The 14994-nt window shown below is 70.8% G+C and carries 13 protein-coding genes and 1 pseudogene; 10 read left to right on the forward strand and 4 right to left on the reverse strand.

Features of this window, described 5'->3' with window-relative positions; all coding sequences use genetic code 11:
* Nucleotides 1-200 precede the first annotated feature (200 nt).
* Both OG331_RS07400 and OG331_RS07405 read left to right on the forward strand, forming a co-directional pair.
* Nucleotides 201-672, forward strand: a pseudogene (locus tag OG331_RS07400) (serine hydrolase domain-containing protein).
* An 80-nt stretch (nt 673-752) separates the two neighbouring features.
* Nucleotides 753-917, forward strand: coding sequence for a hypothetical protein (locus tag OG331_RS07405; RefSeq protein WP_406193058.1), 165 nt, complete (start codon nt 753-755; stop codon nt 915-917).
* Nucleotides 918-964: 47 nt separating this feature from the next.
* On the opposite strand, the gene OG331_RS07410 is transcribed toward OG331_RS07405, so the two are convergent.
* Genes OG331_RS07410 through OG331_RS07425 form a run of 4 tightly spaced genes read right to left on the reverse strand, consistent with a single transcriptional unit; the run spans nt 965 to nt 5398 of the window.
* Nucleotides 965-2650: a dolichyl-phosphate-mannose--protein mannosyltransferase gene (locus OG331_RS07410; protein WP_406193061.1), complete on the reverse strand. Its 1686-nt coding sequence runs from the start codon at nt 2648-2650 to the stop codon at nt 965-967.
* 17 nt (nt 2651-2667) lie between these two features.
* A complete protein-coding gene (locus OG331_RS07415) occupies nt 2668-3687 on the reverse strand; it encodes an MBL fold metallo-hydrolase (RefSeq protein WP_406193064.1) in 1020 nt (339 codons plus the stop codon).
* A complete protein-coding gene (locus OG331_RS07420) occupies nt 3681-4460 on the reverse strand; it encodes an enoyl-CoA hydratase/isomerase family protein (RefSeq protein ID WP_406193067.1) in 780 nt (259 codons plus the stop codon). Before OG331_RS07420 ends, OG331_RS07415 begins: the two co-directional genes overlap by 7 nt.
* The gene (locus OG331_RS07425; RefSeq protein WP_406209809.1) at nt 4457-5398 is read right to left on the reverse strand and encodes an NAD(P)-dependent oxidoreductase; all 942 of its coding nucleotides are present in this window, start codon (nt 5396-5398) and stop codon (nt 4457-4459) included. The genes OG331_RS07420 and OG331_RS07425 overlap by 4 nt, the downstream gene beginning before the upstream one ends.
* A gap of 105 nt (nt 5399-5503) precedes the next feature.
* On the opposite strand from OG331_RS07425, the gene OG331_RS07430 reads away from it, so the two are divergent.
* The 8 genes from OG331_RS07430 (at nt 5504) to OG331_RS07465 (ending at nt 14986) form a co-directional block, all read left to right on the forward strand.
* Nucleotides 5504-6100 carry a TetR/AcrR family transcriptional regulator gene (locus OG331_RS07430; protein ID WP_406193070.1) on the forward strand — a complete coding sequence of 199 codons (597 nt, stop codon included), beginning with the start codon at nt 5504-5506 and terminating at the stop codon, nt 6098-6100.
* Between the two features lie 237 nt (nt 6101-6337).
* The gene (locus tag OG331_RS07435; RefSeq protein WP_406193073.1) at nt 6338-8011 is read left to right on the forward strand and encodes a purine-cytosine permease family protein; all 1674 of its coding nucleotides are present in this window, start codon (nt 6338-6340) and stop codon (nt 8009-8011) included.
* Nucleotides 8012-8355: 344 nt separating this feature from the next.
* On the forward strand, nt 8356-9570 hold the full coding sequence (locus OG331_RS07440; protein ID WP_406209625.1) for an IS110 family transposase: 1215 nt from the start codon (nt 8356-8358) through the stop codon (nt 9568-9570).
* A 300-nt stretch (nt 9571-9870) separates the two neighbouring features.
* The gene (locus tag OG331_RS07445) at nt 9871-11460 is read left to right on the forward strand and encodes an ABC transporter substrate-binding protein (protein WP_406193076.1); all 1590 of its coding nucleotides are present in this window, start codon (nt 9871-9873) and stop codon (nt 11458-11460) included.
* A gap of 26 nt (nt 11461-11486) precedes the next feature.
* The gene (locus tag OG331_RS07450) at nt 11487-12455 is read left to right on the forward strand and encodes an ABC transporter permease (RefSeq protein ID WP_406193080.1); all 969 of its coding nucleotides are present in this window, start codon (nt 11487-11489) and stop codon (nt 12453-12455) included.
* 5 nt (nt 12456-12460) lie between these two features.
* Nucleotides 12461-13351 carry an ABC transporter permease gene (locus OG331_RS07455; protein ID WP_406193083.1) on the forward strand — a complete coding sequence of 297 codons (891 nt, stop codon included), beginning with the start codon at nt 12461-12463 and terminating at the stop codon, nt 13349-13351.
* A gap of 50 nt (nt 13352-13401) precedes the next feature.
* Entirely contained in the window at nt 13402-14313 is a 912-nt protein-coding gene (locus tag OG331_RS07460; RefSeq protein ID WP_406209812.1) for an ABC transporter ATP-binding protein, read from the forward strand.
* Complete coding sequence (locus tag OG331_RS07465) at nt 14306-14986, forward strand: ABC transporter ATP-binding protein (protein ID WP_406193086.1); 681 nt, start codon at nt 14306-14308, stop codon at nt 14984-14986. Before OG331_RS07460 ends, OG331_RS07465 begins: the two co-directional genes overlap by 8 nt.
* The last annotated feature ends 8 nt before the right edge of the window (nt 14987-14994 follow it).

Below are 14994 nucleotides of genomic sequence, written 5' to 3' on the forward strand. Positions count from 1 at the left end.
GGACACGAAACAGGGACAGGGAGGCGGGGCACACGGCGCTCCCTGACACGACGGCTCTCAGCGCGAGCGCCCCGGTCGCCGCCGCCAAGTCCGCCAACACAACCGACCACGCCCGGCTGCGGGCGATCCTTCACCGCCTCACCACGGTCGACGGCGGTCCCGGAGCGCTCGTCGAGGTGCGCAACCGCACCGGCCGTACGGTGCTGACCAGCGGTGTCGCAGACGTGAGGACGCACGCGTCGGTACACCGTGACAGCAGGTTCCGGATCGGCAGCATGACCAAGATGTTCCTGGCGACGGTCATGCTCCAGGTGGTGGGAGTGCATCGCGTCGTCCTCGACGCGCCGGTGGAGCGCTACCTGCCCGGCGTGGTCCGCGGACACGGCAACGACGGACGGAAGATGACCGTCCGTCAGCTGCTCCAGCACACCAGCGGCGTCCCCGACTTCCTGGACCGGCATGATCATCGAGCGGGTGACCGGCCGCACGTACGGCGAGGAGATCCGCCGGCGCGTCATCACGCCGCTCGGTCTGCGCGAGACGTACGTACCGGGTGACGCCTCGGAGATCCCCGGACCGCATCCGCGCGGTTATGTGCGGCCTGGCGAGGACGCGCCGCTCAGGGACATCACCGCGATCAACCCCACGTCGCCGGCCCGTCCGGTGAGCTGATCTCCAGCGGCGGCGACGTCAACCGATTCCTGGCCGCTCTCCTGCGCGGCAAGCTGCTGCGCCCGGCGCAGCTGCGGGAGATGACGAGGACCCGTGCGACCGGCGACATCCCCGGATACGAGACGGCAGCCGGTGCCACGGTCGACGGCAGGCAGGCGACGGTCATGGTGAACCTCGGCCCGGTTGGTCCGGACGCCCAGAGCGACGACATCAGGGCGGCCGTACAGACGGCGCTCTGCGCGTGACGAGAGGGACGCCCCTCGAATACCCGTCGGCCGAGCCCCCGTTGGACTCATATCCAGGTGTCGAGCCACATTCTGGCGTGCCAGTCGGCGTACGGGATCGTCTGCCCGCTGTAGATCGGGAAGAAGTAGATGAAGTTCCAGGCGATGAGCAGGACCAGCGCGCCCGCCGCGACCGCACCCCCCGTACGGCGCGTCTCGCCCGCCCCCGGCGGACCCAGCAGCGCGCCGAGCATCAACGCCACGGCCAGACACAGGTACGGCACGAAGACGACCGCGTAGAAGGAGAAGATCGTGCGGTCCTGGTACAGGAACCAGGGCAGGTAGCCGGCGCCCACCGCGCACAGGATCGCGCCGGCACGCCAGTCGCGGCGCAGAGCCCACCGGTAGAGCAGATACGCAAGGGCGAAGCACGCCGTCCACCACAGCAGGGGCGTACCCAGGGCGAGGATCGTCTGCGAGCAGTCGACCGTCGTGCGGCAGCCGTCCGTTCCGGGTTTCGGCGACTCGTAGTCGAACAGCACCGGGCGGCCGAGGACCAGCCAACTCCAGGGGCTGGACTCGTACTTGTGGAAGCTGTGCAGCCCCACGTTGAACTGGTACACCCCGTACTCGTAGTGCCACAGGCTGCGCAGTGGAGCCGGGATCCACGACCAGGTGCCGCCCCGGCCGTCGGCCCAGTGGCGCGCGTAGCCGTGGTCGGAGCGGAACCAGCCGGTCCATGTGGCCACATACGTCACCACGGCGACGGGGACGACGGACAGCACCGACCATCCGAGGTCCTTGCGCAGGACCGACCGGTACGGGTGCCGAGCCCCTGCCACGCGGCGGGAGCCGACGTCCCACAGCAGGGTCAGGACCATGAAGAACGCGAGGAAGTACAGGCCGTTCCATTTGGTCGCGGCCGCCAGCCCCAGGAAGAAGCCGGCCGCGAGCCGCCATGGACGTACTCCCGTCCCGGCGTGGTCGCCGGTGTGCCGGTCCGGGCGGGCATGGCCGTCCTCACCGACGGGCAGGGCGGCCGCGAGTCGGGCCCGGGCGTGGTCGCGGTCGATCAGCAGGCTTCCGAAGGCCGCCAGTACGAAGAACATGACGATCAGGTCCAGCAGTGCCGTGCGGCTCATCACGTAGTGCAGACCGTCCACGGCCAGCAGCGCGCCGGCCAGGCAGCCCAGCGCCGTCGAACGGAACAGGCGCCGACCTGTTCGACACAGCATCAGCACGGACAGCGCGCCCAGGATCGCCGTCATGAAGCGCCAGCCGAACGGGTCCAGACCGAACATCCACTCGCCGACGGCTATCACCCACTTCCCCATCGGCGGGTGTGCGACGAAGGCGCCGGTGTCGGAGAGCGGGATCACCTGAGGGTCCGCGAGTATCTGCGGGTCGGCGATCTTCCGGTCCGGCCAGGTGCCCTCGTAGCCGAACTGCAGCAGGGACCAGGCGTCCTTGGCGTAGTAGGTCTCGTCGAAGACGACGTCCCGCGGACGCCCGAGGTTCCAGAGGCGGACCGCCGCGGCCAGGGCGGCGACGAGTACCGGCCCCAGCCATGCGAGCCATTCGGTCGGGATGCGGGTCGAGGGCTTGGGGAAGGGCGCAACGAGACGTTCGCGGGTGTCGGTCCGAGGGCGTCCGACGTATCCGAACCGGCGCAGACGGGCCTGCCAGTCGTCGGGAGTTGCCGTCGGCGGGGTGCCGTCGAGGACCTGGGCCCGCGACACGCTGCTACTCGTCATCGGATGACCTTAAACGGTCACCCGTCGTTGACCGTGCCCTGCGTCGGCCATGCCCGCGGGAACGGTACTGCCCGCAGGGACGCAGCGGCGACAGGGGTGTGCTCGGCCGCCGCGTGGAGCCGCCCGGCGCGCAGGACGATGGCGCCGCTCCGGAGCATCGAGTCGACCAGTTCGGCGGCGAAGTCCTCGGGCCCGCGGTCCAGTTGTCGTGCCGCGTCGGTCAGCCAGGCTCGTGCGAGCAGGTAGGACTCGACCTCGGCGGCGGGCACTCCGTCGCGGATCATCAGGGCGAAGGCGAAGATTCTCCGGGCGCCGTACCGGACCGCTCCGGCCGGATCGTCGACGAGGCGCTGTGCGCGGCGCAGCGCGGTGGCGAAGGCGGCGCCGGGGTCGGTGGGGATCGGTCCGTGCGCGGGCAGCAGCACCTTCGGGTCGAGGTCCGCCAGCCGGCGTAGGGAGTTGAGCGCGAGGGTCGCGGCGTCGGGTCCGTCGAGGGCGAGGTTGACCCAGCCGACGTCATGGGCGGACAGCGCGTCGCCGACGGCCAGCAGCCGCTCCTCCGGCTGCCACAGTGCCAGGTGGCCCGGCGTGTGCCCGGGGGTGGACACGACCTGCCAGTCGGCATCGCCCAGGCGAAGGACCTGCCCGTCGTGGAGCGGCAAGTCGACGGTGTAGGGGGCGACCGGCTGGTCGAGGTACTCCGCCAGACAGCACCCGGGGTCGCGGCGGGCGAGGGCCCTGGCGTCCGGGGCACCGGCTGCGACGGCCGCGCCGCTCGCCTGGAGCAGGGCGTTTCCGCCGACGTGGTCGGAGTGCCAGTGGGTGTTCACGACCATGGCGAGGCTGTTCTCCCTGGCGTGCACCCAAGCGGACGTCTCCTGCGCGTGGCCGACGAATCCGCTGTCGACGAGCGCCGGTTGACGGCCGTGCAGCAGGAGGAGGTTGGCGTCGGGGAACGGCCTGCGCTGCCATGTCACCCAGGCCGGGAGATGCGCGGTGCCCTGGTCGGTCGCGTCCTCGCCGCGGCCTGTCACCACGGAGCGGGGCCGCCCTTGAGGTGCCGCCAGTACCGCCGGTGCGCATGCCGCGCCCCGTCGCTCGTCATCCCGGCAGGCAACTCCTTGTCGAGCGGATCGGCCAGGTCGGCGATGTCCCGCAGCGCGGCGGCCTGGCAGGCCCGCTTGGTGAACGCGTACTGCTCGATGCAGTCCTGCGGCGTCATCCCGGCGACCTCGACCGCCCGCTCCACCACCTCACCGGCCTCGGCCAGTTCGTGCACCATCCCCAGTGCATGTGCCTGCGCCGGGCTGAAGATCTCGCCGAGCAGACAGGCGCGGGACGCCACCGGTTCACCCCATGCGTACGCGAGCATCCGCACGTACACCGAGGGCATCGGGATTCCGATCGGCACCTCGTTCAGCCCGAATTCTGCTCCCTCGGCCACCGACACCCGGTAGTCGCACACCGCGGCCGTGATGAGGCCCCCGGCGAACGCATGCCCGTTCACCGCCGCCACTGTCGGACGCGGATACGTGAACAGCCGCATGTTCGTCGCCCGGTAGTCCTCGAACCACGACGTCACGGCTGCCCGATCCCCCGCGAACAGCGGGAAGTGCTCGCCCAGGTCCAGGCCGGCGGAGAACCGGCCGGCCGTGCCCGTCAATACGACGGGGCACTCCGGATGATCGCGCTCCAGCCGGTCGAACGCCTCATGCAGATCGGCGAAGAACGCACGGCCCTGCGCATTCACCGGATTGGTCGTCATCGTCACCACGGCCACCCGGCCCCGCCGCTCGATCGTCCAGCTCATGGCCGTACCTCCGTGTTGTCGACGGTGGGGCGGGGATCAGCGCTGCTGTCCGGGGAGCCGGGGACGGCGGAGCCCTCCGTGCGGGCCTCCAGTGCATGCAGTACGGCCACCATGTCCTCGCCGCCGTGGCCCTGGGCGACGGTCTCGCCGTACAGGGCGTGGCAGACGTCGAGGAGGGGCGACGCCACCCCGGCCTCGCGAGCGGCCTCGGCGATCAGCCGGTTGTTCTTGAGGACGTCTGCCGCCCCGGCCTGAACCGCGAAGTCCCGGGCCAGCAGCTTGGGTCCCTTCACCCGGGAGACGGCGCTGGCCATCGGTCCCGCGTCCAGGACGTCCCGGAGCAGGCGTTGGTCGAGCCCGTGCCGGTCGGCGAAGTGGAACGCCTCGGTCAGACCGGTGACGAGGGTGATCAGGAACAGGTTGACCGAGAACTTCATCAGCAGGGCGCCCGGTACGCCGCCGCAGTCGAACGTCTCGCGGCACATGGGCGCGAGGATGGGCCGTACGGCCGCCACCGCGTCGTCGCCGGCCAGCATCGCCACCAGGGCGCCCTGTTCGGCGGGGACGCGGGAGCCGGAGACCGGCGCCTCGACGTAGCGTCCGCCCACGGCCCGGACGGCGTCCTGGAGGGCGGCCGAGTACTCCGGTACGGTCGTGCCCATGTGGACGACGGTACGTCCGGCGACGTGTGCGGCGAAGTCCGGGGTGCCACGCCCGAGGACCGTGTCCACGGCGGCCTCGTCGGCGAGCATCAGGATCACCGTCCGAGCCTTTGCGAAGACCTCGGCGGGGGTCTTGGCGATGTGGGCGCCGGCGGCGCGCAGGGGTTCACAGCGGTCGCGGCTGCGGTTCCACACGACAAGAGGCGTTCCCGCCCGAGCGAGGTTGAGCGCCATGGGCTGTCCCATGACTCCGAGACCGATGAATCCCACGTCCACGATGCACCGCCGATTCTCTATGACCGTCGTCATAGTAACCCCCCACTATGACGACGGTCATAGACTGGACTCCGGAACATTGGGGAACGGTCGCTGGAGGTCGGGATGGCGGTGTCCGAACGAGGGCCGCGCGAGCGGATGGTCTTCAGCGCGGCCCAGCTCATCCGGCGCGACGGGGTCGCCGCCACGGGGATGCGTGAGGTCGCCGTGCATGCCGGTGCGCCGCGCGGCTCGCTGCAGCACTACTTCCCCGGCGGCAAGGAGCAGCTCGTCAACGAGGCGGTCGGCTGGGCGGGCCGGTACGCGGGCAACCGTGTCGCCCGGTTCCTTGCCGCGCTGGACGAGCCGACGCCGAGCGGTCTGTTCGCGGAGATGGTCCGCCAGTGGACCGACGAGTACGAAACCGCCGGGTTCGCGGGCGGCTGCCCCGTCGCCGCCGCCACGGTGGACCGCGCCGAGTCCAGCGAGGCCACGCGGGAGGCGGTGGCCGCCGCGTTCGGCACCTGGACGGGGCCGGTCGCCGAGGCTCTGGTGGACATGGGTGTGCCGCGGGAGCGGTCCGGTTCGCTCGCGACGCTCATGATCAGCGCGCTGGAGGGGGCGATCCTGATGGCGCGCGCGGAGCGGGACGTCCGGGCGCTGACGACCGTGGCGCGGGAGCTCGGCCCTCTGCTGGACGCCGCGGTACACAAGGCGAGTTGATACGAAACCTGCGCTCCTTGAGCCCCTTGAGGCTCCTTGAGGCCCCTTGAGGCCATTGGCCGTCACTCCGGCCATGCGGGAAACATGCCCTTCATCCAAGGAGTCCTCAGGGGAAACGACTCCTGCCTAACGTTCCTGCCTCGCCGACGTTCGTCACGCGGGACTCCACCCCTCGCACCGCTCCCGAACCGAGGCGCCCCCCACGGCAGTCCCCAACCCGCAGCAAGGAGGCGTGGCGTGAGCACGGAGCCACGACTGGCAGACGTCACCGAGCCCGGACCCGAGCAGCAGGCTTCGCCGGGCACCGACCAGGCCGTCAAAGAGACCCTTGAGGACTACACCCTCCGCTTCGCACCCCGCAGTTACCGCCGCTGGACCCCGATGGTCGTGGCGACCACGGCCCTCGGCGGCATCGCCTACATGGCCGACTTCTCCATAGGCGCCGGCATCGGCCTGGCCCACGGCACCGGAAACGCGCTGCTCGCGATCCTCGTCGCGGCCGTCGTCATCTTCGTGACCGGTTTCCCGCTTGCCTACTACGGCGCCCGCTACAACATCGACCTGGACCTCATCACCCGGGGTTCCGGCTTCGGCTACTTCGGCTCGGTCCTCACCAGCGTCATCTTCGCCAGCTTCACCTTCATCTTCTTCGCCCTCGAAGGCTCGATCATGGCCCAGGGTCTCAAGCTGGGGCTCGGACTGCCGCTGTGGCTGGGCTACTTGGTGTCGACGCTGATGGTGATCCCGCTGGTGATCTACGGGATGTCGGCGCTGAGCAAACTCCAGGTGTGGACCACCCCGATCTGGCTGCTGCTGATGGTCGCCCCGCTGGTCTACCTGGTCGCCACCGACCCGGGGACCGTCGACCGTTTCCTCGCCTATGCCGGCACCGACGGCGAGGGCGGCGTCAACACCGCCGCCGTACTGCTGGGCGCGGGCGTGTGTCTGTCGCTGATCGCGCAGATCGGCGAGCAGATCGACTATCTGCGCTTCATGCCGCCCAAGACCGAGGCGAACAAGCGTGCCTGGTGGACGGCCGTGGTGATGGCCGGCCCCGGCTGGGTCGTGCTGGGCGCGCTCAAGCAGGCCATCGGCGTCTTCCTCGCCGTCTACATCCTCGCCGAGGTAGGGCCCACCGCCGCGCCCGAGCCGATCCAGCAGTTCAAGGGCGCTTTCGACGCGATGATGCCGTCCTGGCTCGTGCTCCCGCTGGCCGTGGTCCTCGTAGTGATCAGCCAGATCAAGATCAACGTGACGAACGCCTACTCCGGCTCCCTCGCCTGGACCAACTCCTTCACCCGCGTCACCGGGCGCTACCCGGGCCGCATGGTCTTCGTCCTGGTCAACCTCGCCTTCGCGCTCGCGCTGATGGAGGCGGACATGTTCAGCTTCCTCAACAGCATTCTGGGCTTCTACTCGAACTGCGCGATCGCCTGGGTGGTCACCGTCGCCACCGACATCGGCGTCAACAAGTACCTCCTGAAGCTCTCGCCGCACGCCCCCGAGTTCCGCCGAGGCATGCTCTACGCCGTCAATCCGGTCGGCGTCGTCGCCTTCGTCGCCGCCTCCGGGCTCTCCATCGCCATGTACTTCCACGCGCTGGGCGACACCCTCCAGCCGTACTCCCCCGTCGCCGCCGCCGTCATCGCCTTCGCCCTCACCCCGCTGATGGCCGTGGCCACCAAGGGCAAGTACTACCTGCGCCGTACCGACGACGGCATCGCCGAACCGATCCTGGACGCGGACGGCAACCCCAGCGGCGTGACGTACGAGTGCCATGTGTGCCGACAGCAGTTCGAGCGGCCCGACGTGGCGGCCTGCCGGACCCATGACGCCGTCGTGTGCTCCCTGTGCCTGAGCACCGACAAGGTCGGCGACCACGTGCTGCCCGCGGCACCCGCCGCCCCCTGACACCGACCAACCCGAGGGCTCCCGCACGTCACGTGCTTGCGGGGGCCCTCCGTCATGTCTGCCCCGTTACCTTTCTCATGGCCCTGCAACGGGGCGCCTGGCCCCCGGGTCCGGTATGGCTGTTTGCCCCCTGTCGAGGTGATGACCTGGGGGGTGTTGCCGCCGGGCTTCGGGGCACCGCTTGACCGCTGATGAGGGGCCTGACGACCGCCCGGGTCCGGTGCAACGCCGGGCCGCTTGCCGGGTGGCATGTCTGCGTAACGTGGTTGCCGGCGTGTGGTGCCGCAGGGACGGCCAGGAACTGCACATCGAGTACGCGTAGAAGGATCTGGGGGCACGTGAGCATGGTCGACACCGTCGATATACGTCTGTTCCTCGGTCTGGACCTGGGCAAGGAGTTCCACCACGCCCATGGTCTGACCGAGCAGGGCAAGACCGTCCACGACAAGCGGCTGCCGAATACCGAGCCGAAGCTGATCGAGCTGTTCACCAAGTTGGTGGCGAAGTTCGGCACCGTTCTGGTCGTGGTCGACCAGGTCGCCAATATCGGTGCCCTGCCGATCACCGCGGCCCGCGCGGCGGGCTGCCGGGTGGCCTACCTGCCCGGACTCTCGATGCGGCGGGCTGCCGACCTGTATCCCGGCGAGGCCAAGACCGATGCCCGCGACGCGTTCGTCATCGCCGACACCGCCCGCACCCTGCCGCACACCCTGCGCGCGATCGACCGCGACGACGAGACGCTGGCCGCGCTGACCATGCTCACCGGCTACGACAACGACCTGGCCGGCGAGGTCAACCGCACCACCAACCGGCTGCGCGGCCTGATCTCCCAGATCCACCCCTCCCTGGAACGCGTCCTGGGCAAGCGCCTGGCCTACCCATATGTCCAGGCCCTCCTGACCCGGCACGGCTCCCCCGCGAAGATCAGGAAGCTGGGCCGGGCCCGCTGCCAGGCCCTACTCACCGCGCATGGCTCGCGCAAGGCCAAGCACCTGACCGAGGAGATCTTCGAGGCACTGGCCGAGCAGACCCTGATCGTCCCGGGCACCGAGACGTCCGCGCTGATCGTGCCCGGCCTGGCCGCCCAGCTCGCCGCCGCCCACAGCCGGCGGCAGGCCACCGAGCGGGAGATCGCCGCCCTGCTGGAGGCCCTCCCTCTTTTCCACCTCCTGACGTCGCTGCCCGGCATGGGCGTCAGGACCACCGCTGCCGTGATCGTCGCGATCGGTGACGGCACCGGCTTCCCCACCGCCGGACACCTCGCCTCCTACGCCGGACTCGCCCCCGCCACCAAGTCCTCGGGCACCTCCATCCGCGGCGAGCACGCACCCCACCGCGGCAACCGGCTCCTCAAACGCGCCTTGTTCCAGGCCGCGTTCGCCGCGATCGGCTGCAAGTCCGATCCGTCCTCGCGGATCTACTACGACCGCCAACGCGCCCGCAACAAGACCCATACACAGGCGATCCTGCGACTGGCCAGGCAACGCGTGAACGTCATCCACGCGATGATCCGCACCGGCACCCTCTACGAACCCCGCACCCTAGGTCTCGCCGCCTGACACCCGCACCACCCCCTACCTGTTCCAGCCCGCTCCACCCCGCCACCGGCACGTCCACCCCTGCCAGGCGGCCACCAGGCTGCCCGCACCGCACCCGATTCACCGGGAACGTCCCGCTTCGCGGAACGTTCCCGAAAACCATCACGAACCCCTACAAGTCAACCCCGCCAGGGTTGACGAAACAGATAGGGGCACCCCCCACGCAGCCCCCTGGTACACAGCACCCCGACTCTTATTGCATACTCATCGCAATAACGAGATGGATGCAGGTTTTTCGCAAGCAGCAAGGGTGTGACGCTCATGACGACCCGTCGAGTACGAAGTGCCGCCGTGACGGCGGCGGCAATGCTGGCCGGGGTCGCCGCCTGCTCCGCACCCGGCAGCGGTGACGGCGACGGCAAGACCGCCGACTCCGTCGTGATCGGCGTGGCCTCCGAGCCGGACACCCTCAGCCCGCTGCTCGGCTACGGCAAGGACGGCAACACGAAGCTCTTCGACGGTCTGCTCGCCCGCGATGCCGACCTGAAGCTCAGACCCGCCCTCGCGAAGGCGCTCCCCGAGATCGGCGCCGACGGCCTCACGTACACGTACGCCCTGCGCGACGGCGTGGAGTTCAGCGACGGCGAGCCGCTGACGGCCGACGACGTGGTCTTCACCTACCGGACGATCCTGGACGAGAAGACCAACAACACGGCCCGCAGCGAGCTGGACGCCGTCAAGGACGTGCGGGCGAGCGGTGAGGACAAGGTCGTCTTCACGCTGAAGTACCCGTACGCGCCGTTCGCCGGGCGCACGGTCCTGCCGATCGTCCCCGAGCATGTCGCGGGTGGGCAGGACCCCAACACCGGGTCCTTCAACACCAAGCCCGTCGGTACCGGCCCGTACGTCCTGTCCGCCTGGAGCAAGGGCGAGAAGCTCACCTTCAAGGCCAATCCGGACTACTGGGGCGGCGCGCCGAAGGTGAAGACGTTCACCATGGCGGTCATCGCGGACGACAACGTGCGCGCCACCCGACTGCGCTCCGGCGACCTGGACGGCGCGGTCCTGCCGCCCAACCTCGCCGCCACCTTCAAGAACGACGACGGCACGCAGTCGTACGAGGCGCGGAGCTACGACTTCCGCGCCGTGACCCTCCCGACCGCCGGCAAGGTCACCGGCGACCGTGCGATCCGGCAGGCGCTGGATGCCGCCGTGGACCGCGAAGCCATGGTCGACAAGATCCTCGACGGCGCGGGCACACCGGCGTACGGGCCGCTTCCCGTCGACGACCCCGCGTTCGCCAAGGGCATCGAGCGGGGGCAGGACCTGGACAAGGCCCAGCGGATTCTGGACGCGGCGGGCTGGAAGGCCGGCAAGGGCGGCATCCGCGCCAAGGGCGCGCGGCAGGCCGCGTTCACGCTGCTCTACCCGTCCGGCGACAAGGTCCGCCAGGACCACGCCCTCGCCTACGCCTCCGACGCCAAGAAGGCCGGCATCGAGGTGACGGTGGAGAGCGCCACCTGGGAGGTCATCGAACCGCGGATGGGGAAGGACGCCGTTCTCGCCGGCTTCGGCAGCACCGGCGACCCCGACTTCGGCCTGTACACCCTGCTGCACTCCTCCCTCGCCGGAGACGGCTTCAACAACATGGCCCGCTACGACAGTCCGGCCGTGGACGAGGCCCTCGACACCGGCCGCCGCACCCAGGCCGCGGCCGAGCGCGAGGGCGCGTACGAGGCGGTCCAGCGCGAGCTCGTGAAGAACCCCGGCTACACGTTCCTCACCCACATCGACCACCTCTATGTGCTCGCCGACCGCTGGGACGGGCTGACCACGCAGCTCGAACCGCACGAGCACGGCTTCGCCAGCGGCCCCTGGTGGAACATCGAGGACTGGCAGCCGAAGAAGTGAGTATCAGGTCCCTGCCCTGGGGAGCGATGGCACGCCTGGCGGGACGGCGGACCCTGTTCGCCGTCCCCGTCCTGATGGTCGTCACGTTCGGCGTGTTCGCCATCGCCGCCGCATCCCCCTTCGACCCCGTCAAGGCGTACGCCGGCACGGCCGCCCTCGGTGCCGACCAGGAGACCCTGGACCGGCTGCGGGACAACCTCGGCGTGGACCAGCCCTTCACCGCCCGCTGGTGGCACTGGCTGACCTCCGCCCTCGGCGGCGACCTGGGCCAGTCCAGCGTGCTGCGGCAGCCCGTGGCGCAGGTGGTCGGTGAACGCCTCGTGTGGTCGACGTTGTTGTGCACGGTCGCGTTCGTCGCCGCCGTCCTGACCGGCACGCTGCTCGGTGTGCTGGCCGCCCGACGTCCGGGCTCCATGCTGGACCGGGCCGTCAGCTCGCTCGCCTACACCCTGGAGGCGGCACCGGTCTTCTGGATCGCGCTGCTCGCGGTCTGGCTGTTCGCCCTCCAACTGGACGTCCTCCCGGCCGGCGGCCTCACGGACACCGCCAGCGAACAGGTCACCGCGGGGCAGGTGGTCGGCCATCTGATCCTGCCCGCCGGGGTGCTCGCCGTCTCCCAACTCCCCTGGTTCGCCCTGTACGTACGGCAAGGAGTCGGCGACGCGCTCGCGGAGGACCCCGTACGCGGCGCCAGGGCCAGGGGCCTGAGCGAGAGCACCGTCCTGCTCGGCCACGCGCTGCGCTCCGGTCTCCTGCCGGTCCTCACGCTGATCGGCTCCCGTGTCCCCGAACTGATCACGGGCGCCCTGCTCGTGGAGACCGTCTTCAGCTGGCCGGGTATCGCCGCGGCCACCGTCGAGGCGGCCACCGCCGTCGACTTCCCCCTGCTCGCGGCCCTCACGACGCTGGCTGCCGCCGCCGTCCTCGTCGGCAACCTGCTCGCCGACCTCCTCTACGGACTGTTCGACCCGAGGGTGAAGCTCAGTGAAATGTGACTCCCGTGACGTCAGTTGAGACCGACGTGCGGTCCGGGCCCGCCTGGCGCTCCCCCGGCACCGAGCGCCGCTCGACCCGCACCCTGCGCATACGCATCTCGGCCGCGCTGATCGCCGTGACCGTCCTCGCGGTCCTGCTCGTACCGCCGCTGGTGCAGCTCGACCAGCAGGCCGTCGACCTGGCCGCCAAACTGCAACCGCCGTCCTGGGCGCATCCCTTCGGCACCGACGACGTCGGCCGGGACCTGCTGCTGCGCTGCGTCTACGGCCTCAGGGTCTCCCTGCTGGTCGGCGTGGCCGCCGCGCTCACCGCGACCGTCATCGGCACGGCCGTCGGGGCCACGGCCGGGGCTCTGGGCGGCTGGGCCGACCGTGCGCTGATGCGGGTGGTCGACACGGTCTCATCCGTACCCCATCTGCTGCTGGGCATCTTCATCGTCGCGATGTTCCGGCCGGGCGTCTGGCCGGTGATCGTCTCGGTCGCGCTCACCCACTGGCTGTCCACCGCCCGGATCGTGCGCGCCGAGGTCCTGTCCCTGCGTTCGCGCCCGTACATCGACGCCGCCGTCTCCGGCGGTGCGTCGCGCCTGCGGGTCGCGGTACGGCATCTGCTGCCCGCCGTGCTGCCGCAGGCCGCGCTGGCCGCCGTACTGATGGTGCCGCACGCCATGTGGCACGAGTCGGCGCTGTCGTTCCTGGGGCTCGGTCTGCCCACGCACCTGGCCAGTCTCGGGAACCTCATTCAGGGCGCGCGGGGTTCGCTGCTCGCCGGACAGTGGTGGCCGACCCTGTTCCCGGGCCTGTTCATCATCGTCCCCACCCTCGCCATCGCCGGGCTGTCCGGGGCCTGGCGGGAGCGGATCAACCCGCGCCGCCGATCGGAGCTGATGCTGTGACCGGGCGACCTCCCGTGCTCTCGGTGCGTGGGCTGTCCGTGCGCTTCCTCATGCCCGGCGGACGCCGTGTCGCGGCCGTCACCGATGCCCGTTTCGACGTGGCGGCCGGCGAATGCGTCGCCCTGATCGGCGAGAGCGGCTGCGGCAAGTCCGTCCTCGCCTCCGCCCTCCTCGGCCTGCTGCCCGCCAACGCCCAGACCGCGGGCGAGGCCCGGCTCGGCGACCTCGCCCTGCTCACCGCCGACGAGCGAACACTTGCCCGCACGGTACGGGGCCGTCGTATAGGCCTGGTTCCGCAGAGCCCTGCGGCCCACCTGACCCCGGTCCGCACCATCCGCTCCCAACTGGAGGAGACGGTCAGGGCGTTGACGGGTGTGCGGGGGCGGTCGGCCGTGCGTGCCGCAGCCGAGGCGGCCGCCGAGCGCACGGCCTTCCCCCTGGACCACCTCGACCGCCACCCGCACGAACTGTCCGGCGGACTGGCCCAACGCGCCGCGACCGCTCTCGCCCTGGTCGGCGACGCGCCTCTCCTGCTCGCCGACGAACCCACCACCGGGCTCGACCGCGACCTGGTGGAGCACACGGTCGACGAACTGCGACGCCACATCGACGACGGCGACCGGGGCCTGCTGATGATCACCCACGACCTGGCGGCGGCCGAACGCATCGCCGACCGGGTCGCCGTCATGTACGCGGGCCGCATCGTCGAACTCACCGCCGCAGCCGCCTTCTTCGGCACCCCCGGCCCCCGCCACCCCTACGGCCGCGGCCTCCTAGACGCCCTCCCCGACCGCGCCTTCGCACCCATCCCCGGCATGCCCCCGGAGCTCGGCGACCTCCCCGCCGGCTGCGCCTTCGCGCCGCGCTGCGACCGCGCCACGGACGCCTGCACCGGTCTGCCACCGGTGACCGAGGCCGTGGCCTGCCACCATCCGCACGTCCCGGAGGACGCCCGTGCTTGACCTGCGCGCCATCACCGCCGGATACGACAGAGGCGCGCCCTGCGTAAGGGACGCCTCCCTGACGGTCGAACCGGGCGAAGCCGTCGGCCTGCTCGGCCCCAGCGGCTGCGGCAAGTCCACCCTTGCCCGCGTCGCCGCGCTCCTGCACCGCCCGGAGTCCGGAACCGTCATCCTCGACGGCACCCCGGTCCGCCGCTGGCGCCACGCCGCCCCGCGCGAACAGCGCACCGCCTTCGGCGTCGTCTTCCAGCAACCCCGCCTCTCCGCCGACCCCCGGCTGCGCCTGGCCCAGCTGATCGCCGAGCCCCTGCTGGCCACCGGCCGACGGGAGGGCTCGGCCGAACGGGTCGCCGAACTGGCCGAAGTTGTCGGCCTCACTCCCGACCTGCTCTCCCGGCGCCCCCACGAGGCCAGCGACGGCCAACTCCAGCGCGCCTGCCTGGCCCGCGCCCTCGTGCTCCGCCCGCGCTGGCTGGTGTGCGACGAGATGACGGCCATGCTCGACGCGTCCACCACCGCCGCGTTGGCGACGGTCGTCGAGGACTACCGCCGGACCACCGGCGCGGGCGTACTCGCCATCGGCCACGACCGCCCGCTGCTGCGGCGGTGGTGCGACCGCACGGTCCACTGGGACGACGTGGGCGCCGAGGAGCCTGAGGCCCGACGGTCCTGAACAACTCC

It is taken from the genome of Streptomyces sp. NBC_01017 (assembly GCF_045162795.1).
GTDB classification, from domain to species: domain Bacteria; phylum Actinomycetota; class Actinomycetes; order Streptomycetales; family Streptomycetaceae; genus Streptomyces; species Streptomyces machairae.